Consider the following 26,732-nt stretch of genomic DNA (forward strand, 5'->3'; position numbering starts at 1 on the left):
ATGCCCGACGTGGAAAGTTTTTGGCATAGCCTTGAAGAAGCCTATCAAGCGATTTTGTCGGCGCCAAGTTTTGATGCTTGGATTAAAACCACACGCCCTTTGAAATTAGACAACAATCAATTGTGGCTAGAAGTCCCTTCTGCAGTTCATCGTGATTACTGGGAAAAAAATCTTTCGGCAAAAATTGTCGAAACTGGATTTAAATTGACCGGTGCAGAAGTGATGCCCCATTTTGTTGTTGCCGATGAAAAAGACGCAGCACTGGCACAAGAACTCGAAGAACCTGCCGAAGAAGAAGTTGTTTTTAGTGAACAAAGTAAAAAAGCGATGCTTAATCCTAAGTACACTTTCGACACCTTCGTTATTGGTAAAGGAAACCAAATGGCGCACGCTGCAGCGCTTGTTGTTGCCGAGGATCCGGGTTCGATTTACAATCCCCTTTTCTTCTATGGTGGTGTAGGGTTAGGGAAAACCCATTTGATGCATGCTATTGGTCATCAAATGTTAGTGAATCAACCAGATGCCAAAGTCAAATATGTTAGTAGCGAAACGTTTACGAATGAATTTATCAACTCAATTCAAACAAAGACATCCGAACAATTTCGGAAAGAATATCGCAATGTTGACTTATTATTAGTCGATGATATTCAATTTTTGGCGGAAAAAGAAGCAACATTGGAAGAATTTTTCCATACCTTCAACGATCTTTACAATGAAAATAAACAAATTGTTTTAACAAGTGATCGCCCGCCGAATGATATTCCAAAATTACCTGAACGATTAGTTTCTCGCTTTGCTTGGGGTTTGTCTGTTGATATCACCCCGCCTGATTTAGAAACACGGATTGCAATTTTGCGCAAAAAAGCAGATGCCGAGCGTTTAGAAATTCCGGATGATACACTAAGTTATATCGCTGGTCAAATTGATTCCAACATCCGTGAATTAGAGGGGGCTTTGGTCCGCGTTCAAGCCTTTGCAACCATTAATGGAGAAGATATTACCACTAGTTTAGCGGCGGACGCCTTGAAATCTCTAAAATCAGTTGGTAGTAAAAATCAATTGTCCATCTTACAAATTCAAGAAGAAGTATCCAAATATTATCATGTGCCTCTTAAAGATTTAAAAGGGAAAAAACGGGTGAAAACAATTGTGGTTCCTCGTCAAATCTCAATGTATCTTGCTAGAGAAATGACCGACAATTCCTTGCCAAAAATTGGTGCCGAATTTGGCGGCAAAGATCATACAACGGTAATTCATGCGCACGAAAAGATTCAGCAATTATTGGAAAAAGATCCAGCGATTCAAAAAGAAGTCAGTGAAATTAAAAATTTATTGAACTCTTAGGATGTGGAAAACTAAACAAAAAAGAACAAAGTTATCCACAACTTATACACAAGTGGATAACTTAGTAAAATCAATGCTCTTTTGACTTTTCCACAGAATCAACATGCCCTATTACTTTTATTATTTATTTATATATAATATACAAAACAGTAGCGTACAAAATTAGAACGTATTGAAAATACTTAAAAAGGAGTTTACATTATGAAATTAACGGTCAAACGAAGTGTCTTTTTACAAGAATTACAAACTGTTCAACGAGCAATTTCTTCTAAAACAACGATTCCAATCTTAACAGGTGTTAAAATTGTGTTATCAGAAGATGGCTTATCACTTACTGGGAGTAACGCGGATATTTCAATTGAAAGTTTTTTAAGTAAAGATGATGAAAAAGCTCAAATGACCATTGAACGCACAGGTAGCATCGTTTTACAATCTCGTTTCTTTGGCGAAATTATTCGTAAATTACCAGAAGATATGTTCACAATGGAAGTTCTAGATAACAATCAAGTTGCAATTACTTCAGGAAAAGCTGATTTTACGGTTAATGGATTAGATGCTGATAATTATCCGCACTTACCAGTAATTGATACTCAAAACCAAATGAAATTACCTGTTCATTTATTGACAAAAATTATTAGTGAAACAGGTTTTGCTGTATCGATGCACGAAAGTCGTCCAATTTTAACTGGGGTCCACTTTATTTTAGAAAATCAAAAATTACTTGCCGTTGCGACAGATTCACATCGTTTAAGTCAACGTGTAATCCCGACAGAACAAGCAGTAGAAGACTTTAACATTGTAATTCCAGGAAAAAGTTTAACTGAACTTTCTCGTTCATTAACCAATGAAGAAGAAATGGTTGAAATCAGCATTATGGAAAACCAAGTGCTATTTAAAACAGAAACAATGTACTTCTATTCTCGTTTGTTAGAAGGAAATTATCCTGATACCAACCGTTTAATTCCAACTAGCCATAACACGCAAATTGAATTTTATGTACCAGAATTGCTTTCAGCAATCGAACGTGCCTCTTTACTTTCTCATGAAGGACGTAACAATATTGTTCGCCTTTCAATTTCACCAGATTCTGTTGTTTTATATGGAAATTCACCTGAAATTGGAAAAGTCGAAGAAGCGTTAAACTATGAAAATGTTTCTGGTGAAGCGTTGGATATTTCTTTCAACCCAGATTATATGAAAGATGCGTTGCGAGCGTTTGGCGATATGAATATTACCGTGAAATTCCTTTCTCCAATTCGTCCGTTTACATTGGAGCCAACCGAAACAGAACTAGATTTCATTCAACTAATTACACCGGTTCGTACAAATTAATCATGTTTAAAAAAGACCTTCGGAAAATCACTATGATCGCCGAAGGTTCTTTTTTGTCGTCTATTTAAAGTCGATAAACGCTGCTAGATAAGCTTTTTAAAACTGGAATAGCTTTTACGCTAATGTGATTGTGAATATTTGAACTATCGTTTAACGAATAAATTCTGCCTTTTTTTTGTGGATAAAGAAAAAAGCCCTTTAATTTTTCGTTTAAGAGCTGTTCATTTTTTTATGAACATTTCCTAGTGAAAGAAGTTTACGTTGCTTAAAACGACGCTCAGACCTCTACAAGCTACTTTTCTTCAATGCATGCCCTCTTCGTTTGTCTTTGAGTTACCCCAAATTGTTTTTTAGTTAAACGCTACTCGTCATTTCTGCCAAATCAGGCCCCTTTTTTCTCAAGAAAATATCAATTTCCGTTTTAAAATGCTTTTTAAGAGTTTTTTTATCCTAATAATATTTTCGGTCATTTAGAATTAAAATTGCTTAGAATGAAAATTAGACAGATAAATTTGTTTTCTCTTATGAAAAAGGGTATAATATATATGAGAACGTATTAGAAAAAAGAGGGATGCACATTGAAAAAAACGTTTGTTTTAGCAACTGAGTATATAACGCTTGGTCAGTTTCTTAAAGAAATCAACGTCATTGGTAGTGGCGGCCAAGCCAAATGGTATTTGGCAGATAATAGCGTGTTTGTTGATGGCGAGTTGGAAAATCGTCGCGGACGGAAACTTTATGCGGGCATGATGATTGAGATACCTGAAGAAGGTACTTTTTTTATGGTGAAAAACGGAAACGAGTCCGACGATGCGGCTGAATGAGCTGACACTTCAGCATTATCGTAATTATGAAACAGTCAGCTTAGATTTTCCAAAAACGTTAAATCTTTTTTTAGGCGAAAACGCCCAAGGAAAAACCAACTTGTTAGAAAGCATTTATGTTCTAGCAATGACACGAAGTCATCGAACCAGCAATGAAAAAGAATTAATTGACTGGGAACAAGCAGCAGCTAAAATTAGCGGTGTGGTTGAAAAAAAGACAGGCACCGTGCCATTGGAAATTTTAATTTCCAACAAAGGACGTAAAACCAAGGTTAACCACATTGAGCAAAAAAGGCTCAGTGCGTACATTGGGCAACTGAATGTTATTTTATTTGCCCCAGAAGATTTATCTTTGGTGAAAGGCTCACCTCAAGTCCGCCGGAAATTTATTGACATGGAACTCGGACAAGTGAGTCCTATTTATCTTTATGATCTTGTCCAATATCAGTCTGTTTTAAAGCAACGGAACCAATACCTAAAACAACTAGCTGAAAAGAAACAAACAGATACTGTTTATCTGGATATTTTGACAGAGCAGCTAGCTGAATTTGGCGGGAAAGTTCTATACGCTCGGTTAGGTTTTCTTAAAAAATTAGAACACTGGGCAAACTTACTCCATCAAAAAATTAGTCATGGACGCGAAACGCTCACCATTGACTACGCATCAAGCATCCCAATTGACAACACGGATCTTTCCTTAGAAGCACTTCAAAATCAATTGCTCCAACAATTAATGAACAATCGTAAGCGTGAATTGTTTAAAGCGAATACTTTTTTAGGCCCTCATCGTGACGATTTGCTGTTTATTGTCAATGGTCAAAATGTTCAAACGTATGGCTCACAAGGCCAACAGCGAACGACAGCTTTAAGTATTAAATTGGCAGAGATTGATTTGATGCGTTCAGAAACAGGAGAATATCCTGTGTTATTACTAGATGATGTCATGAGTGAATTAGATAATGAACGTCAAATTCACTTGTTAGAAACGATTGAAGGCAAAGTTCAAACGTTCTTAACGACAACTAGTTTAGATCACATAAAAGACAAGCTAACAGTTGAACCAGATATTTTTTATGTTCAACAAGGCAAGATAGAAAGGAATTCAGCGACATGACAGAAGAAGAAAAAAACATGAGAGAACGTGCGCAAGAATATGACGCTAGTCAGATTCAAGTTTTGGAGGGCTTAGAAGCTGTCCGGAAACGTCCTGGTATGTACATAGGTTCTACTAGTGGCGAAGGGTTACACCACTTAGTATGGGAAATCGTTGACAACTCTATCGACGAAGCCTTAGCAGGATTTGCTAAATCAATTCAAGTAATTATCGAACCAGACGATAGTATTACTGTTATCGATGATGGTCGTGGAATTCCAGTCGGGATTCAAGCCAAAACAGGTCGCCCAGCTGTGGAAACAGTGTTTACAGTGCTACATGCCGGCGGGAAATTTGGCGGTGGCGGCTATAAAGTATCAGGTGGCTTGCACGGTGTTGGTTCCTCTGTTGTTAATGCTTTATCGACCAGTTTAGATGTTCGTGTTTACAAAGATGGCAAAGTGTATTACCAAGAATATCGTCGTGGTGCGGTTGTTGATGACCTAAAAGTTATCGAAGAAACGGATCGTCACGGAACTACTGTTCACTTTATTCCAGATCCTGAAATTTTTACAGAAACAACCGTTTATGATTTTGATAAATTAGCAACACGGGTTCGTGAATTAGCCTTTTTAAATCGAGGCTTACACATTTCAATTGAAGACCGTCGTGAAGGACAAGAAGATAAAAAAGAGTATCACTATGAAGGCGGGATTAAGAGTTATGTTGAGCATTTAAATGCCAATAAAGACGTTATTTTCCCAGAGCCAATCTTCATTGAAGGAGAGCAACAAGATATTACAGTGGAAGTGTCAATGCAGTATACAGATGGCTACCACTCAAATATTTTAAGTTTTGCCAACAATATTCATACTTATGAAGGCGGAACGCATGAATCTGGTTTTAAAACTTCTTTAACACGTGTGATTAATGACTATGCACGTAAACAAAAATTGATGAAAGAAAACGATGAAAAATTAACTGGGGAAGATGTTCGTGAAGGTTTAACTGCAGTGGTTTCCATCAAACATCCAGATCCTCAATTTGAAGGACAAACCAAAACGAAATTAGGGAACTCAGAAGTACGGACCGTTACGGATCGTTTATTCTCAGAATACTTTACAAAATTCTTAATGGAAAATCCAACAGTCGGCAAACAAATTGTCGAAAAAGGTATGTTGGCCTCAAAAGCTCGTTTAGCCGCTAAAAGAGCCCGTGAAGTCACCCGTCGTAAAGGCGCGTTAGAAATTAGCAACTTGCCAGGGAAGCTGGCTGATTGCTCAAGTAAAGATCCGGAAAAATGCGAATTATTTATCGTCGAAGGAGACTCGGCAGGCGGTTCAGCAAAACAAGGACGTAGCCGTGAATTCCAAGCCATTTTACCAATTCGTGGGAAAATCTTGAATGTTGAGAAAGCCAGCATGGATAAAATTTTAGCCAATGAAGAAATTCGGTCATTATTTACAGCTATGGGAACAGGCTTCGGCGAAGATTTCGATGTTTCTAAAGCACGTTATCACAAACTAGTGATTATGACCGATGCCGATGTCGATGGTGCGCATATTCGAACGTTGTTATTAACCTTGTTCTATCGCTTCATGCGGCCAATTGTTGAAGCTGGTTATGTGTATATTGCCCAACCACCACTATATGGTGTGAAACAAGGGAAAAACATCACCTACGTTCAACCGGGCAAACATGCTGAAGAGGAACTAGCAAAAGTGTTAGAAGAATTACCTGCTTCACCAAAACCAAGTGTTCAACGTTACAAAGGGTTGGGTGAAATGGATGATCACCAACTTTGGGAAACAACAATGGACCCAGAAAAACGATTAATGGCGCGAGTGAGTGTCGATGATGCCATTGAAGCTGACCAAATTTTTGAAATGCTAATGGGCGATCGTGTGGAACCACGTCGTGCGTTTATCGAAGAAAATGCCCATTACGTGAAAAACTTGGATATTTAATGTGTCGCAACGTTGTAAGAGACGCTAGAACATATATTTAGAGGGGAAAAAATTCATGAGTGAAGAAATTAAAGAAAACATTCAAGACGTCAATCTGACCAGCGAAATGAAAGAATCTTTCATTGACTACGCAATGAGTGTTATCGTAGCCCGCGCGTTACCTGACGTTCGTGACGGTTTAAAACCTGTTCATCGCCGAATCTTATATGGAATGAACGAATTAGGGGTAACCCCTGATAAACCACACAAAAAATCAGCCCGGATTGTTGGGGATGTTATGGGTAAATATCATCCCCATGGGGACAGTGCGATTTACGAATCAATGGTGCGGATGGCACAACCTTTTAGTTATCGGGCTATGTTAGTTGACGGCCACGGAAACTTCGGTTCTGTCGATGGTGACGGCGCTGCCGCTATGCGTTATACCGAAGCACGTATGAGTAAAATTGCTTTAGAAATGCTACGAGATATTAACAAAAATACAGTCGATTTCCAAGGAAACTATGATGATTCAGAACAAGAACCAGTAGTTTTACCTGCTCGTTTTCCAAACTTACTAGTTAACGGAACAACGGGGATTGCGGTGGGGATGGCAACAAATATTCCACCACATAATTTAAGTGAAGTGATTGATGCAACAAGTTTATTGATGGACAATCCTGATGTAACGACGAATGAATTGATGGAAGTGTTACCTGGACCAGATTTTCCAACAGGCGGTTTAGTGATGGGGAAATCAGGGATTCGCCGAGCATATGAAACAGGGAAAGGTTCGATTACTGTTCGTGCAAAAGTTGAATTGACTGAAATGCCGAATGGAAAAGAACGTATTTTAGTAACTGAATTGCCTTATATGGTGAATAAAGCCAAATTAATCGAACGAATTTCTGAATTACACAGAGATAAACGAATTGAAGGAATTACTGATTTGCGGGATGAATCTTCTCGTGAAGGCATGCGGATCGTCATCGATGTTCGTCGAGATGTGAGTGCCTCTGTTGTGTTAAACAACTTGTACAAAATGACTGCCTTACAAACATCTTTTGGTTTTAACATGTTAGCCATTGAAAAAGGCGTACCGAAAATTTTAAGCTTGAAACGTATTTTAGAAAACTACGTCGAGCACCAAAAAGAAGTCATTACTCGCCGGACGATTTTTGACAAAAACAAAGCAGAAGCACGGGCGCATATTTTAGAAGGTCTACGAATTGCCTTAGATCATATCGATGAAATCATTGCCATTATCCGTGGATCACAATCAGATGACGAAGCAAAAGCAACGTTAATTGAACGCTTTGAATTTTCAGATCGTCAAGCGCAAGCGATTTTAGATATGCGTTTACGCCGTTTAACAGGCTTAGAACGCGACAAAATTGAAAATGAATATCAAGAGCTATTGAAATTCATTGCGGACTTAGAGGACATTTTAGCCCGCCCAGAACGCGTCATTGAAATCATTAAAACAGAGTTAAATGACGTTCGCACAAAATTTGGTGATGCACGACGCACAGAATTATTAGTAGGTGAAGTCTTAAGTCTTGAAGATGAAGATTTAATCGAAGAAGAAGAAGTCGTGATTACATTAACCAATAACGGCTACATTAAGCGGATGGCAAACTCTGAATTCCGGGCGCAACGCCGTGGCGGACGTGGTGTCCAAGGCATGGGCGTTCATGATGATGATTTCGTGAAAAACCTAGTTTCTTGTTCAACACACGACACGTTATTATTCTTTACGAACACTGGGAAAGTTTACCGAGCAAAAGGTTACGAAATCCCTGAATACGGTAGAACAGCAAAAGGAATTCCAGTGATTAACTTACTGGGAATTGATTCTGCAGAAAAAATTCAAGCGATTATTTCTGTTGAGGGCAAAGCGGAAGCAGGTAAATACTTGTTCTTCACAACCTTAAAAGGAACCGTCAAACGGACAGCCGTAACAGCCTTTTCTAATATCCGTAGTAATGGATTAATCGCCATTAGCTTAAAAGAAGATGATGAGTTAGTTAACGTGGTAACGACTAATGGCAATCAGAAGATGATTATCGGAACACATGCAGGATACTCTGTCACATTTGATGAAAATACTGTACGTGATATGGGCCGGACAGCATCAGGTGTTCGGGGAATCCGTCTCCGCGAAAATGATTATGTGGTCGGTGCAGCGATTCTGGATGAAAACAAAGAAGTCCTAGTTATTACTGAAAATGGTTACGGTAAGCGTACAAAAGCTTCTGAATATCCAGTTAAAGGACGTGGCGGTAAAGGGATTAAGACAGCAAATATCACTGAGAAAAATGGTCCATTAGCTGGTTTAACCACGGTCAATGGTGATGAAGATATCTTATTGATTACGAACAAAGGCGTCATTATCCGCTTTAACGTTGATTCTGTTTCTCAAACAGGACGCGCAACATTAGGGGTTCGTTTAATGAGAATGGAAGATGGTGCCAAAGTGGTAACAATGGCTGTTGTAGAACCAGAAGAAGTGGAAGAAGAAATCGTTGAAGTTGTAGAAACAACAGAAAACGAAACAACATCAGAAACAGAAGAATAACATAAAAAAGTTTCGCCAGTTGGCGAAACTTTTTTATTGGGGCTTTTCAAAACTATTTCTTGCTTTTGTCCATCAATTAGCATATAATTAGAGATTGTGAACTACCTTTTTAGGTATGTTCTCCTTGCTCTTAGCCAACTAAGAGCCTTGAAGTCCATAGGGAGGTGAAAATCAATGAGTCAAGATACGAAGTACGAAATCATGTACATTATTCGTCCGAACATTGATGAAGAAGCAAAAACTGCTTTAGTAGAACGTTTCGACACAATCTTAAAAGATAACGGAGCAGAAGTTATCGAATCTAAAGATTGGGAAAAACGCCGCTTAGCATATGAAATGAACGGATTCCGTGAAGGCATCTATCATATCGTTAATGTTACTTCTCCATCAACAGCTGGCGCAATCAACGAGTTTGATCGTTTAGCAAAAATCAATGACGATATTATCCGTCATATGATCGTGAAGGTAGAAGCATAATTTGTTTCACATGAAACATTTATTGACGAAAGGAGATGTTTTGAATGATTAATAACGTTGTATTAGTCGGAAGATTGACAAAAGATCCTGACTTACGTTACACCGCTAGTGGTTCAGCTGTTGCGACCTTTACACTTGCTGTAAACCGTAACTTTACGAATCAAAATGGTGACCGTGAAGCAGACTTTATCAACTGTGTGATTTGGCGTAAACCCGCAGAAACAATGGCTAATTATGCCCGTAAAGGTACATTATTAGGTGTTGTCGGAAGAATTCAAACTCGTAACTACGAGAACCAACAAGGTCAACGTGTCTACGTAACTGAAGTGGTTTGTGAAAACTTCCAATTGTTAGAATCTCGTTCTGCTTCAGAACAAAGAGGAACTGGCGGCGGTAGCTTTAATAACAACGAAAATGGTTATCAATCACAAAATCGTAGCTTTGGTAATAACAATGCCGGTTCTGGATTTAATAACAACAACAATAGTTTCAATCCATCATCTTCTCAGTCGCAAAACAATAACGGTATGCCTGATTTCGATAAAGATTCTGATCCATTTGGTGGCTCAGGTTCATCTATCGACATTTCAGATGATGATTTACCATTCTAAACGAATTTGATAGGAGGGAACAAGAATGGCACAACAAAGAAGAGGCGGACGTAAACGTCGGAAAGTCGACTACATCGCAGCAAACCACATCGAATACATCGACTATAAAGATACTGAATTGTTAAAACGATTCATTTCAGAACGTGGCAAAATTTTACCACGTCGTGTTACAGGTACTGGCGCTAAAAACCAACGTAAATTAACGATTGCTATTAAACGCGCACGTATCATGGGATTATTACCATTCGTTAGTGACGAACAATAATTTTATGACAATTTCCAGAACCAAAGAGCTTGCTCTTTGGTTCTTTTTTATCTTGACTAGTGTTTCACGTGAAACATAACAAGGTTCGCAGAATGAAGTGTTTTGTGATAAAATAAGGGATGAAATAACTAGTGAATCACCAGAGCAATATGCTCGTTGGAACAAGTCGCCTCAAAGGTCTGCAGAAAGATTGGAGGCAAAAAAATGCAAAAGAAGAGAATTCAAAAAAACGGTTTCTTAATTGTTGTGGGTCTTCTCTTAGTAGAATTTCTCCTCTATTTCTTACTAACAAATAAATGGCTGCTATTGGCGGTAATTATCGCATTAGATATCTTTCTCTTAGTGGTTATTCGGCTGTTGATTAGAGATGTAGAAATTACGAACGTAGAAAAGATTCAAGAAGCAAGTTCCATTGCTGAACAATCGTTGGATTATGTTGTAAATGAAGTACCTGTGGGAATTATTACGTATAACGGGGAAACACGCGCGGTAGAATGGCTTAATCCTTATGCTGCTTCTATTTTTAATAAAGACAATCAGCTAACGTTAACCGCTAGCCAAGTGACGTCTTATTTAGAATTAGCAGAACGAAACCAAGATATTTTTACGATTGACGAAAATACCTATCGCTTTAGCGTCAATAAAGAACAACATACAATTACTTTTGAAGATATCACTAAAGAAAGTAATTTGTATCAAGAAAAAGTCGAAATGCAAACGGCTATTGGCATTGTGTCTGTCGATAATTATGATGATGTCACCGATACAATGGACGAGAAAGAAATTTCTTATTTGAATAGTTTCATTACGACGATGGTTTCTGATTGGATGGACCAATACAAAGTTTTTTATAAGCGAATCAACGCAGAACGTTATTTTTTCATTGCCCAATGGGAAGATATTCAAAAAATGATGGACGAAAAATTTTCTATTTTGGATACGATCCGTAAGGAATCAGCTAACCATGAAGTAGCCATTACGTTAAGCATGGGGATTGCTTATGGGGGGCCAACCTTAGATCAAACCGGGACCACGGCTCAAACGAACCTAGATACAGCTTTAGTACGTGGCGGCGATCAAGTGGTTGTAAAAGAAGCCAAAGATGAAGCGAAGCCGTTATTTTTTGGTGGAAAAACGGCAGTAACGACGAAACGTTCCCAAGTACGTTCTCGCGCAATGAGCATGGCAATTAAGGGAATTATTGCGGAATCAGCTGACATCTATATTATGGGCCATCGTTATCCAGATATGGATGCGTTAGGTTCAGCATTTGGTGTTGCTCGTTTAGCCTCGTTTAATAATCGAAAAGCGTGGATTGTTTTAGATGAAAATGAAATCATTCCCGATGTCAAAAGAGTGTTAGAGGCGATTAAAGAGTACCCAGAATTAGAAGAGCGCATTATTAGTCCTAAAGAGGCCATGAAGCGCAAGAAAGAAAGTAGCTTATTAGTTATGGTAGATTACCATAAACCGTCTCTATCGATCTCACAAGAGCTCTATGAGCGTTTTGATAAAGTAGTAATCATTGATCACCATCGACGAGGAGACGAATTTCCAGCAAAACCCTTGCTTTCTTATATTGAATCTTCTGCCTCTTCTGCTTCAGAATTAGTCACAGAATTGATCGAATACCAAAGTAATAGCGCAAATAAACTGCAGGCCTTTGAAGCAACCATGATGTTGGCGGGAATTGTGGTTGATACGAAAAGTTTCAATACACGAACGACGGCGCGAACATTTGATGTGGCTAGTTATTTACGAACTTGTGGAGCAGACTCATCTTTAGTACAATATCTATTAAGTTCTGATCTTACAAGCTATCTGGAAATGAACAACTTAATCTCTAAAAGCGAATATGTCACAAAAGATACCGTCGTTGTTGCAGGGAGTGAAGACAAAGAATATGATAGTGTCACAGCTGCCAAAACAGCGGACACATTACTTTCTATGGCAGGGATTAATGCAGCATTTGTCATTACCAAGCGGACGGATCAACAGATTGGCATTAGTGCTCGGAGTAATGGTTCAATTAATGTCCAAATTATTATGGAAAATTTAGGTGGTGGCGGTCACTTTACTAATGCGGCAGTACAATTATCAAACGTAACAGTAGCAGAAGTAAAAGAGCAACTACTTGATGTAATTCGTCAAAATATTAATGAAATGTATGAACAGGAGTGAAGGAAATGAAAGTCATTTTTTTACAAGACGTTAAAGGAAAAGGAAAAAAAGGGGACGTAAAAGAAGTGCCAACTGGTTACGCCCAAAACTTTTTAATTAAAAATGGTTATGCGAAAGAAGCCAATAAAGGGAGCATGAGTGCATTAGCGGGTCAAAAGAAAGCCCAAGAAAAACATGAAGCAGAAGTTTTAGCACAAGCAAAAGAAATGCAAGCCTTTTTAGAAGATGAAAAGACTGTTGTAGAGATCAAGGCAAAAGCTGGAGAAGATAGCCGTTTATTTGGCTCAATTCCTTCAAAACAAATTGCAGAAGCCTTAAACAAACAATACAATGTAAAATTGGATAAACGCAAAATCGAATTAGCCAACCCAATTCGTTCTCTAGGTTACACTAACGTACCAGTCAAACTACATCATGAAGTTACAGCGAAAATTAAGGTTCATGTCGTAGCGGAATAATACAATCGATAAAAAAGAAGCCGATTTCTCCGGCTTCTTTTTTATACCAAATAAATTACTCGAATTATTTTTATAATATTTAAAAATCAAATATACAACACTTTAAATTAACGAAAGTGTTATATTTTTATTAGTTGTATATTTTTTAAAATTGAAAAGTGAACTAAAAATAGAGAAATCAGCAGAGAAAAAAATGTACTTTTTTTAATGAAATTGTGTTAAAATGGATAGACTAAATGAACCAGAAAGTAAGACATCGTGGGAGAGAACAAAATGAATGAATTATTGCAAGATAGGGTACCGCCACAAAATATTGAAGCGGAACAAGCCGTTTTAGGTTCTATTTTCTTAGATGCAGATGTGCTAATAGAAGCGATGGAATATGTGGAACCTAAAGATTTCTATCGTCGTAGTCATCAGTTGATTTTCCAAACGATGATGACCTTAAGCGACCGAAATGAAGCGATTGATGTGGTAACAATCAAAGATCGCCTAGAACAAGAGAATTTGTTAGAAGATGTTGGTGGACTAAGTTATCTGTCAGATTTAGCTTTAGCTGTGCCGACAGCTGCCAATGTCATTTATTATGCAAAAATTGTTGAACAAAAATCGTTGCTGCGCAACTTAATCCAAACCGCTACAGAGATTGTAACTAAAGGCTTTGAGCAAGGTGAAGATGTTGAATCTATTTTGGATGATGCAGAACGAAGCATTTTAGAAGTCTCCGAAAAGCGGAATCGTAGTGGCTTTTTATCAATTTCAGATGTTCTAAATACAACTATTGCGAATATTGACCAATTATACCAAAATGATGAAGAGATTACTGGTTTACCTACAGGCTATCAAGCATTGGATAAAATGACTGCCGGCTTGCAAGCGGAAGAGCTAATTATTCTAGCGGCCCGTCCAGCGGTAGGGAAAACCGCTTTTGCATTAAATATTGCCCAAAATGTCGGCACCAAAACAGATAAAGCTGTCGCTATTTTTAGTTTAGAAATGGGGGCAGAATCATTAGTGAACCGGATGCTTTGTGCAGAAGGATCCATTGAGGCCAGCCATTTAAGAACAGGGCAATTATCTGAAGAAGAATGGCAAAACTTAATTATTGCGATGGGTAGTTTGTCCCGTGCGAATATCTATATTGATGACACACCAGGGATTAAAATTACCGAAATTCGTGCGAAATGTCGTAAATTAGCACAAGAAAAAGGCAACTTAGGTCTAATTTTGATCGACTACCTACAATTGATTGAAGGAACTGGAAAAGAGAACCGCCAACAGGAGGTTTCTGATATTTCACGTCAATTAAAAAAATTAGCGAAAGAATTAAAAGTCCCGGTTATCGCTTTGTCCCAGCTTTCTCGTGGCGTGGAACAACGTCAAGATAAACGTCCTGTGCTAAGTGATATTCGTGAATCAGGATCCATTGAGCAAGATGCCGATATCGTTGCCTTTCTTTATCGTGATGATTACTACGATCGTGGTGAAGGAGAAGACGGTGATCATGAGCCACCAGAAGTTGACAATGTTGTAGAAGTCATCATTGAGAAAAACCGTAGTGGTGCGCGTGGAACGGTCGAATTACTTTTCATTAAAGAATATAATAAATTTTCTTCGCTTTCGCCGAGGACAGAATTTTAAAAAAACGAACTCATTTTTTGAGTTCGTTTTTTTGCTTATTAAGGGATTAAAATCAGAGAGTAAAACACGAACAATATTCGTATATTTTATTATTTTACAAAAACATAACTAAAAATGTTCGTATTTTTGACAGAAACGCTTTTGATTGTGAAAGAATATTCGATTTTTACCCTTGAAAGGGACTGGTTTTACTGGTACAATGATTCAGGACAAAAAAATTATGAACGAGGTGTTCGAATGTCATCAGTAGTAGTTGTTGGAACGCAATGGGGCGACGAAGGTAAAGGAAAAATTACAGACTTTCTAAGTGAAAACGCAGAAGTGATCGCTCGTTACCAAGGCGGAGATAACGCCGGACATACCATTAAATTCGACGGCGTAACGTATAAATTACATTTAATTCCTTCAGGGATTTTCTATAAAGAAAAAATTAGTGTAATTGGTAACGGCGTAGTTGTGAATCCAAAATCTTTAGTAAAAGAATTAGCTTATTTAAAAGAAAATAATGTTGCCACTGATAATTTACGTATTTCAGATCGTGCCCATGTCATCTTGCCGTATCATATTAAATTGGATCAATTGCAAGAAGATGCGAAAGGTGAAAACAAGATTGGGACAACGATTAAAGGAATTGGCCCAGCCTACATGGATAAAGCAGCACGGGTGGGAATCCGTATCGCTGATTTATTGGATAAAGAAATTTTTGCGGAACGTTTGCAAATTAACTTAGAAGAAAAAAATCGTCAATTCGTTAAAATGTTTGATAGCGAAGCCATTGAATTTGATGATATTTTTGAAGAATACTATGAATACGGACAACAAATTAAACAATATGTTACAGATACTTCGGTTATTTTAAACGATGCATTAGATGCTGGGAAACGGGTTTTATTTGAAGGGGCACAAGGTGTCATGTTGGATATCGATCAAGGAACCTATCCATTTGTTACTTCCTCTAATCCAGTAGCTGGTGGCGTAACTATCGGTAGTGGCGTTGGTCCATCAAAAATTAATAAAGTGGTTGGTGTCTGCAAAGCGTACACTTCACGTGTCGGTGACGGCCCATTCCCAACAGAATTATTTGATGAAACAGGAGAAACCATTCGTCGTGTCGGTAAAGAATACGGAACAACAACAGGACGTCCGCGTCGTGTCGGTTGGTTTGATTCAGTAGTTATGCGTCATTCAAAACGTGTATCAGGGATTACAAACTTGTCATTAAACTCGATTGACGTGTTAAGTGGTTTAGAAACGGTGAAAATTTGTACAGCTTATGAACTTGATGGTGAATTAATTTATCATTATCCAGCAAGCTTGAAAGAATTAAGCCGCTGTAAACCAGTTTATGAAGAATTACCAGGTTGGTCTGAAGATATCACTGGTTGCAAAACTTTAGCTGATTTACCAGCTAATGCTCGTAACTATGTGCATCGGATTTCAGAATTAGTTGGTGTGCGCATTTCAACATTCTCTGTAGGTCCAGACCGTAACCAAACGAACGTTTTAGAAAGCGTTTGGGCACAAATTTAAGCAGATTTTTAAGGGAACGTAAAGGATGGCTTATGCCAGTTCAGCCTTTACGTTCTTTTTTAATTTTATATAAAAATGAAAAACTATGGTAAAATAAAAGAAAACATGAAGGGGGCAATTGTCCGTGAATTATCAATTAGTGACAGATTCTTGTTGTGACTTGCCGTATACATACTTAAAAGAAAACCAAGTACCTTTTATTAGCATGAATATTCAAATTGACGGGAAAGAATATCGCGATGATTTAGGTGAAACGTTTGATTATCAGAACTTCTTAACGGCTATTAAAAATGGAAGTATGCCCACTACCTCTCAAGTTAATGTAGGACGCTACAATGAATTTTTCCGTCCTTTTGTGGAGAAAGGGTTACCGGTGATTTATTTAGCTTTTTCATCTGGGTTAAGTGGCTCTTATCAAAGTGCGTTGCAATCAGTAGAGATGTTAAAAGAAGAGTACGACAATGTAGAAATTCATATTATTGACACAAAAGCAGCTAGCTTAGGTCAAGGGATGTTAGTCCGAGAAGCCATTCGATTACAAACAGATGGTCATTCATTAGGAGAAGTTGTTGCCTATCTTGAAGAGCAAAAAATGAAACTTCACTCGTGGGTAACGGTAGATGATTTGAAACATTTAGAACGTGGCGGACGGATTTCTAAAACAGCGGCAGCACTTGGTGGCTTAATGAACATTAAACCAATTATTCGCGTGGATGCGGCAGGCAAACTAGCATCCGTTGGTAAAACTCGTGGACGAAACAAGTCCTTGCAAAAGATTGCGCAAGAAACGATTCAAGGCATTGTAGAGCCAATGAAACAAACACTGTTGATTGCATATGCGGGAACGAAAGATGACGCGGAAAAAGTCAAAGAATTAATTGAAAAAGAAATAGAGGTTAATGAGATACTGATTTATCCTCTAGGCCCCACCATTACTAGTCATACTGGAATAGGTTGTATTGCTGTGTTTTCTTTTGGTGAAAAAAGAAAATAAAAAATGAGCCTGGGACAAAAATCACTTTGGATTTTTGTCCCAGGCTTAAAAATTGATAAACAGCGGGAACAGAAGCAACACTACGCGTTGCTCCGATCTCAACAACTTCTAAGAGCTAAAGCTCTAAGAGTTGAAGGTCCTTCGGAAATAAGCCGAAATTGTTGAGAATCACGAAGAACGTAGTGATTCGATGATGAACAATACCTACTTGGTCTCCAAAAATTATAGAACACCGGGTAGGTATCATGCAACATCAACTCGTTCCTCGTTGTGTTTTATGACAATTTTCGGAAATTCCTTCTTATTGCTGAGAAACACTATTTGCAAAGTAAATAGATGTTGAACAGTACCTACTTGGTTCTCGGAGTTAAACGCTTCTGTCCCGACCTCATTTTTTAATAATCTGAACTGAATAAAATGTCCATTTGTTTTTGAATTTCTGGGTTTTCCAAGAATTCATCATAGGTTGTTTCTGCCCGATCAATGACCCCTTTATCAGAAACAGCAATAATTCGGTTCGCTAATGTTTGGATAAATTGGTGGTCATGTGAAGCAAAAAGAATTGAACCAGTGAAAGCCATCAACCCATCATTTAATGCAGTGATTGATTCTAAGTCTAAGTGGTTCGTTGGATCATCTAAAACTAAGACATTGGCTTTGGAAAGCATCAATTTTGAAAGCATGACACGCACTTTTTCGCCTCCGGAAAGAACATTGACTGGTTTTAGTACCTCTTCACCAGAGAATAACATCCGACCTAAGAAACTACGTAAGAACGTATTGTCATCTTCTTCTTTACCAGCAAATTGACGTAACCAATCTAAAATGGTTAATGGCTCTTCAAAGTCTTTGCTGTTGTCTTTTGGTAAATAAGCTTGGCTAGTTGTAACGCCCCAACGAACAGAACCTGTATCGGGAGTAATTTCGCCCATAATCACTTTGAATAACGTAGTCGTTGTAATATCTGAGTCAGCGATGAATGCCACTTTATCATCTTTTGTTAAGTTGAACGAGATATTATCTAAGATTTTTTTGCCATCAATCGTTACAGAGACATTTTCAACTTGTAATAAGTCATTGCCGATTTCACGTTCTGGTGTAAAACCAACGAATGGATAACGACGAGAGGAAGGTTGAATGTCATCTAAGGTAATTTTATCTAACATTTTTTTACGAGACGTTGCTTGTTTTGATTTTGAGGCATTGGCGCTAAAACGAGCGATAAAGTCTTGTAATTCTTTGATTTGTTCTTCTTTTTTGGCATTAGATTGTGCTTGCAATTTTGTCGCTAGTTGGCTTGATTCCAACCAGAAATCATAGTTACCAACGTAAAGTTTGATTTTACTAAAGTCTAAATCTGCCATGTGAGTGCAGACTTTGTTTAGGAAATGACGGTCATGGGAAACCACGATAACGGTATTTTCAAAGTTGATTAAAAATTCTTCTAACCAATTGATTGAGCGAGTGTCTAAACCATTTGTCGGCTCGTCTAATAGTAAGACATCTGGTTTGCCAAAAAGAGATTGAGCTAATAATACTTTGACTTTTTGACCAGCTGTTAATTCGCTCATTTTTTGATCATGTAATTCTTCTGGAATGTTTAGCCCTTGGAGTAAAACAGCTGCTTCAGGTTCTGCTTCCCAACCGTCAAGTTCAGCAAATTCGCCTTCTAGTTCTGCGGCACGAATCCCATCTTCATCTGAAAAATCTTCTTTCATATAGATAGCATCTTTTTCTTTCATTACTTCGTAAAGACGTTTATGTCCCATAATTACAGTTTCTAAAACAGTGTAGTCTTCGTAGTCAAAGTGATTTTGTTTCAGCGTTGCTAGTCGCTCATTAGGACCCATTGAAACCACGCCAGTTGTCGGTTGAATCTCACCTGATAAAATTTTAAGAAACGTTGATTTTCCTGCACCGTTTGCGCCGATTAAGCCGTAACAGTTGCCAGGAGTAAATTTAATATTCACTTCTTCAAAAAGTTTACGATCTGGAAATTGTAAACTTACATCATTAACAGTAATCAATTGTTTTCCTCGCTTTTAATATATTCTTGAACCTCTCTGCATTATATCGGCTACAGAACCTTTTTTCAAGGAGTTTCAATCTTTTTACAGAAACGAATAAAAAGGTGGGTTTTTTATAGAAAAAAGGCGCTTTTTTAAAATGTTTCATGTGAAACAGAAATTTTTTTCATGAAAGGGTTTTTAGTGTATTTTTTTAATGATACACTGTATCATGTAAATTAATTAGTGTATCGATTAAAGGAGCCATCAAAAATGAAGCGGATTGAAAAAATCTATCAATATGTTAAAGAGCAAACGAAGAATTTAACGCCAATGACCTTAACAAGTGATGCGGGAGTCACGACACAAGAAATTTCAGAACGTTTAAACATTCAGCGGACCAATGCTAGTAAAGATTTGAATCAACTCGTTCGTGAAGGGCGCTTGAAAAAATTATCTGGTCGACCAGTAAAATATGTCGCGCAGGTGGCGTTTCAGCATCGACCATTAACCAAGCCAGTTAAAAGTTATCGGGAAAAATCAATGGATCACTCCACAAAAACTTTTATCGAACCATTGGTTGAACCAGTAGTCACGACAAGTAAAACCCCAGAAGTTGAAGATATTTTCAAAAAAATTATCGGTTCAGCTGGAAGCATGAAAACGCCGGTTGAACAAGCCAAAGCAGCGATTTTATATCCGCCAAAAGGCTTGAATTGTTTAATTACTGGACCAACAGGTTCTGGGAAAACTTATTTTGCTCATGCCATGTTTCAATTTGCGAAGCTGAACCAAATTGTGGCCAAAGAAAAAGAGTTTGTGGTGTTTAACTGTGCAGACTATGCGCATAATCCAGAACTTTTGATGTCGCATTTATTTGGGTATGTAGAAGGGGCCTTCACAGGCGCTACGAAAGCGAAAGAAGGGATTATTGATGAAGCAGATGGCAGCATTCTGTTTTTAGATGAAGTACATCGGTTACCACCCGAAGGACAAGAAATGATTTTTTATTTTATGGATCACGGCGTGTACGCGCGTTTAGGTGAAACAGTGAAATCACATCATGCGGATGTTCGGATTATTTGTGCTACGACGGAGAATCCTACTTCTTCTTTATTGAATACTTTTGTGCGACGCATTCCGATTATCATTCAATTACCGAACTTTAGTGACCGTCCTGCGAAAGAAAAAATTGACCTCCTAAAAGTGATGGTTTCAATGGAAGCAGCGCGGATTCAACGGCGAATCTCTTTGTCAGAAGATGTGGTCAAAGCGTTAATTGGAAGTGTTTCTTATGGAAATGTCGGTCAGCTAAAATCGAATGTGCAACTTGTGACTGCGCGAGGGTTCCTTAATCAGATGGAACAAGAGGAATTAATGATTACGATGGACGAATTAACGGACAATATCAAAGAAGGCATTATGCAACTTGCCAGTAATCGAGAAGTATTGTCGGAGTTATCGAAATATCTGGAACCGCAATTAGTGGTATCACCAAATGAATCTTTAGTAGCTATTCAGTCAGATGCCTATGAATTGCCTTACAATCTATATGAGATTATTGGAGATAAAGCGGCTCTCTTAAAAGCAGACGGCTTGGACCAAGAACTAATTAATAATTTTATTACAACGGATATCAATGTTCATTTAAAATCTTTCTACAAAGATTATGGATTCACCTTTGATACAGAAAATAAATTGGCTGAAATTGTTGACCAACGAATTATTGATGTCACTAAGAAAATTTATAATTTTGCAGCGAAGCGGTTATCGTATTCGTTTCAACCCAATTTTATTTATGCAATGAGTTTACACATTAGTTCTTTCTTGAAACGCATCCAATTAGGCAAAGATCCTAAGCATCCTTTAAATGAAAGTATTCGAAATATGGTTTTAGATTATCCAACAGAGTTTGAAACAGCAAAAGAAATTAAAAATATTATTGAAAGTAGTTATCAGATGGAGATTCCTGAATCTGAAAGTTACTATTTAGCTGTTTTGCTCATTTCTTTAAGAGAAAATCCTGAGGCTGGCCGGATTGGCATTGTCGTGGCTGCGCACGGAAATAGTACCGCTAGCAGTATGGTACAAGTGGTTTCTCAATTGTTAAATGTTGATAATTTGAAGGCTGTGGATATGCCGTTAGATATGCCACCGAAAGAAGCTTTGCGTAAAATCGTTGAAGCAGTTGGTGAAGTGAATGAAGAGAATGGCGTACTATTATTGGTGGATATGGGTTCATTAAGTACTTTTTCAGAAGAAATTGTACGCCAGACAGGCATTGATGTGCGGACAGTAGACATGGTGACCACGCCAATTGTTCTTGAAGCGGCCCGCAAAACCGCATTAATTGATACGCAATTGGAAACACTTCACGAGTCTTTAAAAAACTTTCATGGCTATGCCGATATTCGCCAAAGTGAAACGAAACAAATCATTGAAAATTGGAAAACAAGAGCAATTATTGCTATCTGCGCTTCTGGAGAAGGAACTGCGCGCCGAATGAAAGAGCTTATTGAGGAAGCTGTCTTGCCACAAATAGACTGGCATTTAGAAGTGATTCCTTTGTCCATTGTAAATATGAAAGAAGTCTTGCCTAAAATTCAAGAAGACTATGAAATTATTGCGACAACTGGGATTACCAATCCCAAAATTGGAGTTCCTTATATTTCCATGGAAAATTTCTTTTCCGGTGAAGCAGAAAAAATTATTCAGCAATTACTAGCAGAGCGGAAAGAAGAAGTAATGAATAAGCCGTTGGACGAAGCGGCAGCAAAAGAAATTTGTCTAAAATATATGGAGCAAAGTTTCACTTTCATTAATGGAAAAAAAATCATTGATCTGTTGTGGTCATTCGCTAAAAATATCCAAACCCAATTAGCGATGCCAGAAGAGTACACATTTTACATCAATTTGATTATGCACACATCGGGCATGTTGGAGCGTATTTTACGGAATGATACACTGACGGTTTCAGAAAAAGAACTTGGTCGATTGGTTCAAGAGCCAATTTATCCAGTGATTGTGGCCTCAATTGAGACTATGGAAGAAGCTCTTAATATGGATGTTCCAGCAGAAGAAGTTTATTTTATCGCACAGTTAGTCAAAAATGCTCAGTGTATCGAAGATAAAATCACCGAAATTGATACACTAGATTAATACAGAAAAAACGATACACTATTTATTAGTGTATCGTTTTTTTTATTTTCTTAAAAAAACCTATAATTTTCTAGGTTTCGAACCGATACACTAAAGTTGGCACGAAACTTGCTTATAATAAGGTGTCCCTTTTTACCTAAAATTTTTAGGTAAAAAGACAAAGGTCCTAACCTTTAAAAATGAATTTAAAGGAGCATTCCCGATGGTAATGGATATTCGTTTAGCTCGAATTGATGATCGATTAATTCATGGCCAAGTAGCAACTGTTTGGGCAAAATTGACGAACATTAATCGCATTTTAGTGGTTAGTGATTCCGTTGCTCATGACAATTTGAGAAAAGCCTTGTTGGTTCAAGCTGCTCCACCTGGTGTCAAAGTAAATGTCATCACTGTTCAAAAAATGATTGATGTTTACCCTGATCCTCGTTTTGATTCGTTTCGAGCCATGTTGTTATTCACTAATCCTTTGGACGTGAAACGAGTGGTCGAAGGCGGTGTACAACTAACTTCTGTGAATATTGGCGGAATGAGTTTCAGTACAGGCAAGCGAATGATTACGAATGCAGTCGCAGTGGATGCCAACGATTTAAAAGCATTTCTGTTTTTAAATGAACAAGGTATTGAATTGGAAATTCGAAAAGTCGCAGCAGACAGCCAAGTGAATTTGATGGATTTACTGAAAAAAGAGCGTAGCAAAGAAAATAACGCCAGCTGACGTTCATTTTTACAGACGAAAGACATTGAAAGGATGTGGTGGCCTAGGACCAACATCATTGCTTCATGAACTGTATTGATAAAGGCAAGTGCTGATGTTGAAAAAAATCAAGAACTATTGAAATTTTTTCATTTATTTTTGTCAGAATCTGATTTATCTGATTTTTTTCAAAAAGTGAAAGCGTTTAGCAGTACAACCATGAAAAAAAACATCAATTATACAGGAGGTATAAAAATGGTAGGAATTATCCTAGCAAGTCACGGTGAATTTGCTGAAGGGATCTTGCAATCTGGTGCAATGATCTTTGGCGAACAAGAAAATGTAAAAGCAGTTACGTTAATGCCTAGCGAAGGTCCCGATGATGTAAAAGCAAAAATGCAAGAAGCCATTGCATCGTTTGACAATCAAGACGAAGTACTATTTTTAGTTGACCTATGGGGAGGAACACCATTTAACCAAGCGAACTCATTGTTAGAAGATCATAAAGACAAATGGGCAATCGTTGCAGGTATGAACTTACCAATGGTTATTGAAGCATATGCTTCTCGTTTCTCTATGGAATCAGCACAAGAAATTGCGACACACATTCTTGAAACAGCAAAAGATGGTGTCAAAGTTAAACCAGAAGAGTTACAACCAGCAGAAGCACCAAAAGCTGCTGCGACAGAAGATGCACAGCCAAAAGGTTCGTTACCACCAGGTACAGTTGTTGGCGATGGCAAAATTAAATTTGTGCTAGCACGTATTGATTCACGTTTATTACATGGTCAAGTAGCAACAGCTTGGACAAAAGCAACACAACCAAACAGAATTATTGTTGTTTCTGATGCCGTTGCAAAAGATGACTTACGTAAGAAATTAATCGAACAAGCAGCTCCTCCAGGAGTAAAAGCCAATGTTATTCCAATCAGTAAAATGATTGAAGTAGCGAAAGATCCACGTTTTGGCAATACAAAAGCATTATTATTATTTGAAAATCCTGAAGACGTCTTAAAAGTGGTTGAAGGCGGCGTAGAAATCCCAGAAGTAAACGTTGGTTCAATGGCTCACTCTGTTGGAAAAGTCGTTGTAAGCAAAGTATTATCAATGGGTCAAGAAGACGTTGATACGTTTGATGAATTAAAAGCCAAAGGCATCAAATTTGATGTGCGTAAAGTGCCAAATGATTCAAAAGCGAATATGGACGAAATTTTGAAAAAAGCAAAAAATGAGTTAGCAAACGCGTAACTCGCCAAATACAAATCAAAATAGGAGGCTTATCATGTCTGTTATATCAATTATTTTAGTTTTACTCGTTGCCTTTCTAGCTGGTATGGAAGGGATTTTGGATGAGTTCCAATTCCACCAACCGTTAGTAGCATGTACATTAATCGGATTAGTTACTGGTAATTTAGAAGCCGGAATTGTTTTAGGTGGTACTTTACAAATGATCGCGTTAGGTTGGGCGAACATCGGGGCTGCCGTTGCACCGGATGCCGCTTTAGCATCTGTTGCCTCAGCAATTATTTTAGTTTTAGGTGGCCAAGGTGTTAAAGGTGTTCCTTCAGCGATTGCCATCGCAGTTCCTTTAGCGGTTGCAGGTTTGTTCTTAACAATGATCGTTCGGACAGTTGCGGTTCCAATCGTTCACATGATGGATGCGGCTGCTGAAAAAGGCAACATTAAACAAGTTGAAATGTTACACATTTTCGCTGTATGTTTACAAGGTATTCGTATTGCGATTCCAGCAGGTGCGTTACTATTCATTCCTGCTGACACTGTTCGTAATTTCTTAGAATCAATGCCAGCTTGGTTAACTGATGGTATGGCTATCGGTGGTGGTATGGTCGTTGCCGTAGGTTATGCATTAGTAATCAACATGATGGCAACAAAAGAAGTATGGCCATTCTTCATTATCGGTTTCGTAGTCGCAGCGATTTCTCAATTAACATTAATCGCATTAGGTGCTTTAGGTGTCGCTTTAGCTCTTATTTACTTGAACTTATCTAAAATGGGCGGTTCTTCTAACTCAAATGGCGGAGGCAACTCTGGCGACCCATTAGGCGATATTTTAAACGACTACTAATTCTGAAGGAGGAGCAAAGAAAATGGCAGAAAAAATTCAATTAACTAAAAAAGATCGTTTAGCTGTAGCTTGGCGTTCAACATTTATCCAAGGTTCTTGGAACTATGAACGTATGCAAAACGGCGGCTGGGCATTCTCAATGATTCCAGCAATCAAAAAATTATATAAAACGAAAGAAGAACGTTCAGCGGCGTTAAAACGTCACTTAGAGTTCTTTAATACACACCCATACATTGCCTCACCAATCCTTGGTGTAACATTAGCTTTGGAAGAAGAACGTGCCAATGGCGCACCAGTTGATGACGTAGCGATTCAAGGGGTTAAAGTTGGGATGATGGGTCCTTTAGCCGGTGTTGGTGACCCAGTTTTCTGGTTTACTGTTCGTCCAATGTTAGGCGCTTTAGGTGCTTCCTTAGCAATGGGTGGTAACATCTTAGGCCCAATCTTATTCTTCGTTGCTTGGAACTTAATTCGTTGGTCATTCATGTGGTATACACAAGAGTTTGGTTACAAAGCAGGTTCTAAAATTACTGATGACCTTTCAGGTGGTTTACTACAAGATATTACAAAAGGTGCTTCTATTTTAGGGATGTTCGTACTGGCCGCATTAGTTCAACGTTGGGTATCGATTAAGTTCTTACCAATTGTCTCACAAGTTAAGTTAGACAAAGGTGCTTATATCGAGTGGGATAAACTTCCTGCTGGCGGTGAAGGAATGCATAAAGCCTTTGAACAAGTGAACCAAGGCTTGGCGCTTTCACCAACGAAAGTTACTACTTTACAAGATAACTTAGATCAATTGATTCCAGGTCTAGCACCATTACTACTTACATTCTTATGTATGTGGTTATTGAAGAAAAAAGTTAGCCCAATCGTTATCATTCTTGGTTTATTCGTAGTCGGCGTTGTCGGCCACTTAATCGGCTTATTATAAGAATGACGAGGTAAGTTTATTACTTCTAATCAAAAAAAGCGGAAGAGAAGTCGAGAAACTTTTCTTCCGCTTTTTTAAACAAAGATGTAATTTTGTTTGTTTCGATCAGGAAAGAAACGTATAATAAAGAGGAATTAGTCGAATGAAATGGAGCAGATAACATGGTACAATCATTAAACACAAAAGTTGATTTAGTTATAGATGCGACGGCATTTACAGGATTAACAGATTATGGACAAATTATGATAGGTGACCGCGGGTTTGAATTTTACCATGCCAAAGATCCACGTAAGTTTATCCAAATTCCGTGGGAAGAAGTCGATTACGTGTTGGCTTCAGTAATGTTCAAAGGAAAATGGATTCCTCGTTATGCGATTCAAACCAAGAAAAATGGGACGTATACGTTTGCTTCAAAAGAGCCGAAGCGAGTGTTACGAGCTATTCGTGAATATGTTGACCCAGATCATATGGTCCAATCTTTGAGTTTCTTTGATGTCATAAAAAGAGGGATTCTCTCGATTGGGAAAAAGAAAAAATAATTTATAACTGTTACTTTTTTATAAACTAGATGAAAAAGTA

The 26,732-nt window shown here is 38.0% G+C and carries 21 protein-coding genes; 20 read left to right on the plus strand and 1 reads right to left on the minus strand.

Annotation, left to right across the window (positions count from 1 at the left end; genetic code table 11):
- From dnaA to IGK82_RS00070, 14 genes are all read left to right on the plus strand, one after another.
- Complete coding sequence (dnaA, locus tag IGK82_RS00005; RefSeq protein WP_002356013.1) at window positions 1-1,344, plus strand: chromosomal replication initiator protein DnaA; 1,344 nt, start codon at window positions 1-3, stop codon at window positions 1,342-1,344.
- A gap of 201 nt (window positions 1,345-1,545) precedes the next feature.
- Complete coding sequence (gene dnaN, locus IGK82_RS00010; RefSeq protein WP_002356014.1) at window positions 1,546-2,676, plus strand: DNA polymerase III subunit beta; 1,131 nt, start codon at window positions 1,546-1,548, stop codon at window positions 2,674-2,676.
- A gap of 578 nt (window positions 2,677-3,254) precedes the next feature.
- Window positions 3,255-3,500: a S4 domain-containing protein YaaA gene (gene yaaA, locus IGK82_RS00015; RefSeq protein ID WP_002356015.1), complete on the plus strand. Its 246-nt coding sequence runs from the start codon at window positions 3,255-3,257 to the stop codon at window positions 3,498-3,500.
- Window positions 3,487-4,614: a DNA replication/repair protein RecF gene (recF, locus tag IGK82_RS00020; protein WP_430605126.1), complete on the plus strand. Its 1,128-nt coding sequence runs from the start codon at window positions 3,487-3,489 to the stop codon at window positions 4,612-4,614. The genes yaaA and recF overlap by 14 nt, the downstream gene beginning before the upstream one ends.
- Window positions 4,611-6,560 carry a DNA topoisomerase (ATP-hydrolyzing) subunit B gene (gyrB, locus tag IGK82_RS00025; protein ID WP_002359210.1) on the plus strand — a complete coding sequence of 650 codons (1,950 nt, stop codon included), beginning with the start codon at window positions 4,611-4,613 and terminating at the stop codon, window positions 6,558-6,560. The genes recF and gyrB overlap by 4 nt, the downstream gene beginning before the upstream one ends.
- A 55-nt stretch (window positions 6,561-6,615) precedes the next feature.
- Window positions 6,616-9,117: a DNA gyrase subunit A gene (gene gyrA / locus IGK82_RS00030; RefSeq protein WP_002361457.1), complete on the plus strand. Its 2,502-nt coding sequence runs from the start codon at window positions 6,616-6,618 to the stop codon at window positions 9,115-9,117.
- Window positions 9,118-9,291: 174 nt separating this feature from the next.
- Window positions 9,292-9,594, plus strand: a complete 303-nt coding sequence (gene rpsF / locus IGK82_RS00035; protein WP_002356019.1) for a 30S ribosomal protein S6 — start codon at window positions 9,292-9,294, stop codon at window positions 9,592-9,594.
- A gap of 44 nt (window positions 9,595-9,638) precedes the next feature.
- Window positions 9,639-10,205 carry a single-stranded DNA-binding protein gene (gene ssb, locus IGK82_RS00040; protein WP_002364599.1) on the plus strand — a complete coding sequence of 189 codons (567 nt, stop codon included), beginning with the start codon at window positions 9,639-9,641 and terminating at the stop codon, window positions 10,203-10,205.
- Window positions 10,206-10,230: 25 nt separating this feature from the next.
- On the plus strand, window positions 10,231-10,470 hold the full coding sequence (gene rpsR / locus IGK82_RS00045) for a 30S ribosomal protein S18 (protein ID WP_002356021.1): 240 nt from the start codon (window positions 10,231-10,233) through the stop codon (window positions 10,468-10,470).
- 156 nt (window positions 10,471-10,626) lie between these two features.
- Window positions 10,627-12,651, plus strand: a complete 2,025-nt coding sequence (locus IGK82_RS00050; protein ID WP_002363542.1) for a DHH family phosphoesterase — start codon at window positions 10,627-10,629, stop codon at window positions 12,649-12,651.
- A 5-nt stretch (window positions 12,652-12,656) separates the two neighbouring features.
- Window positions 12,657-13,109 carry a 50S ribosomal protein L9 gene (gene rplI, locus IGK82_RS00055; RefSeq protein ID WP_002356023.1) on the plus strand — a complete coding sequence of 151 codons (453 nt, stop codon included), beginning with the start codon at window positions 12,657-12,659 and terminating at the stop codon, window positions 13,107-13,109.
- 273 nt (window positions 13,110-13,382) lie between these two features.
- Window positions 13,383-14,750 (plus strand): replicative DNA helicase, encoded by a 1,368-nt coding sequence (dnaB, locus tag IGK82_RS00060; protein WP_002381331.1) that lies wholly within the window; start codon window positions 13,383-13,385, stop codon window positions 14,748-14,750.
- Window positions 14,751-14,987: 237 nt separating this feature from the next.
- Window positions 14,988-16,280, plus strand: a complete 1,293-nt coding sequence (locus IGK82_RS00065; protein WP_002359213.1) for an adenylosuccinate synthase — start codon at window positions 14,988-14,990, stop codon at window positions 16,278-16,280.
- Between the two features lie 124 nt (window positions 16,281-16,404).
- The gene (locus tag IGK82_RS00070; protein ID WP_010709100.1) at window positions 16,405-17,274 is read left to right on the plus strand and encodes a DegV family protein; all 870 of its coding nucleotides are present in this window, start codon (window positions 16,405-16,407) and stop codon (window positions 17,272-17,274) included.
- 395 nt (window positions 17,275-17,669) lie between these two features.
- On the opposite strand, the gene IGK82_RS00075 is transcribed toward IGK82_RS00070, so the two are convergent.
- Window positions 17,670-19,301 (minus strand): ABC-F family ATP-binding cassette domain-containing protein, encoded by a 1,632-nt coding sequence (locus IGK82_RS00075; RefSeq protein ID WP_002356027.1) that lies wholly within the window; start codon window positions 19,299-19,301, stop codon window positions 17,670-17,672.
- Between the two features lie 252 nt (window positions 19,302-19,553).
- On the opposite strand from IGK82_RS00075, the gene IGK82_RS00080 reads away from it, so the two are divergent.
- The 6 genes from IGK82_RS00080 (at window position 19,554) to IGK82_RS00105 (ending at window position 26,692) form a co-directional block, all read left to right on the plus strand.
- The gene (locus tag IGK82_RS00080; protein ID WP_002356028.1) at window positions 19,554-22,439 is read left to right on the plus strand and encodes a sigma 54-interacting transcriptional regulator; all 2,886 of its coding nucleotides are present in this window, start codon (window positions 19,554-19,556) and stop codon (window positions 22,437-22,439) included.
- A gap of 202 nt (window positions 22,440-22,641) precedes the next feature.
- On the plus strand, window positions 22,642-23,154 hold the full coding sequence (locus IGK82_RS00085) for a mannose/fructose/sorbose PTS transporter subunit IIB (protein WP_002385473.1): 513 nt from the start codon (window positions 22,642-22,644) through the stop codon (window positions 23,152-23,154).
- 234 nt (window positions 23,155-23,388) lie between these two features.
- On the plus strand, window positions 23,389-24,381 hold the full coding sequence (locus tag IGK82_RS00090) for a mannose/fructose/sorbose PTS transporter subunit IIA (RefSeq protein WP_002356030.1): 993 nt from the start codon (window positions 23,389-23,391) through the stop codon (window positions 24,379-24,381).
- A gap of 34 nt (window positions 24,382-24,415) precedes the next feature.
- Window positions 24,416-25,219 (plus strand): PTS mannose/fructose/sorbose transporter subunit IIC, encoded by an 804-nt coding sequence (locus tag IGK82_RS00095; RefSeq protein ID WP_002356031.1) that lies wholly within the window; start codon window positions 24,416-24,418, stop codon window positions 25,217-25,219.
- Between the two features lie 22 nt (window positions 25,220-25,241).
- Window positions 25,242-26,153, plus strand: a complete 912-nt coding sequence (locus tag IGK82_RS00100; RefSeq protein WP_002356032.1) for a PTS system mannose/fructose/sorbose family transporter subunit IID — start codon at window positions 25,242-25,244, stop codon at window positions 26,151-26,153.
- Between the two features lie 161 nt (window positions 26,154-26,314).
- Window positions 26,315-26,692, plus strand: coding sequence for a DUF956 family protein (locus tag IGK82_RS00105; RefSeq protein ID WP_002356033.1), 378 nt, complete (start codon window positions 26,315-26,317; stop codon window positions 26,690-26,692).
- The last annotated feature ends 40 nt before the right edge of the window (window positions 26,693-26,732 follow it).

The sequence above is a fragment of the Enterococcus sp. AZ197 genome, assembly GCF_050556405.1.
Lineage (GTDB): Bacteria > Bacillota > Bacilli > Lactobacillales > Enterococcaceae > Enterococcus > Enterococcus faecalis.

Coding starts and splice junctions, on each gene's coding strand:
- dnaA (WP_002356013.1), top strand. CDS start 1: ATGCCCGACGTGGAAAGTTTTTGGCATAGCCTTGAAGAAGCCTATCAA.
- dnaN (WP_002356014.1), top strand. CDS start 1,546: ATGAAATTAACGGTCAAACGAAGTGTCTTTTTACAAGAATTACAAACT.
- recF (WP_430605126.1), top strand. CDS start 3,487: ATGCGGCTGAATGAGCTGACACTTCAGCATTATCGTAATTATGAAACA.
- gyrB (WP_002359210.1), top strand. CDS start 4,611: ATGACAGAAGAAGAAAAAAACATGAGAGAACGTGCGCAAGAATATGAC.
- gyrA (WP_002361457.1), top strand. CDS start 6,616: ATGAGTGAAGAAATTAAAGAAAACATTCAAGACGTCAATCTGACCAGC.
- rpsF (WP_002356019.1), top strand. CDS start 9,292: ATGAGTCAAGATACGAAGTACGAAATCATGTACATTATTCGTCCGAAC.
- ssb (WP_002364599.1), top strand. CDS start 9,639: ATGATTAATAACGTTGTATTAGTCGGAAGATTGACAAAAGATCCTGAC.
- rpsR (WP_002356021.1), top strand. CDS start 10,231: ATGGCACAACAAAGAAGAGGCGGACGTAAACGTCGGAAAGTCGACTAC.
- rplI (WP_002356023.1), top strand. CDS start 12,657: ATGAAAGTCATTTTTTTACAAGACGTTAAAGGAAAAGGAAAAAAAGGG.
- dnaB (WP_002381331.1), top strand. CDS start 13,383: ATGAATGAATTATTGCAAGATAGGGTACCGCCACAAAATATTGAAGCG.
- IGK82_RS00065 (WP_002359213.1), top strand. CDS start 14,988: ATGTCATCAGTAGTAGTTGTTGGAACGCAATGGGGCGACGAAGGTAAA.
- IGK82_RS00080 (WP_002356028.1), top strand. CDS start 19,554: ATGAAGCGGATTGAAAAAATCTATCAATATGTTAAAGAGCAAACGAAG.
- IGK82_RS00085 (WP_002385473.1), top strand. CDS start 22,642: ATGGTAATGGATATTCGTTTAGCTCGAATTGATGATCGATTAATTCAT.
- IGK82_RS00090 (WP_002356030.1), top strand. CDS start 23,389: ATGGTAGGAATTATCCTAGCAAGTCACGGTGAATTTGCTGAAGGGATC.
- IGK82_RS00095 (WP_002356031.1), top strand. CDS start 24,416: ATGTCTGTTATATCAATTATTTTAGTTTTACTCGTTGCCTTTCTAGCT.
- IGK82_RS00100 (WP_002356032.1), top strand. CDS start 25,242: ATGGCAGAAAAAATTCAATTAACTAAAAAAGATCGTTTAGCTGTAGCT.
- IGK82_RS00105 (WP_002356033.1), top strand. CDS start 26,315: ATGGTACAATCATTAAACACAAAAGTTGATTTAGTTATAGATGCGACG.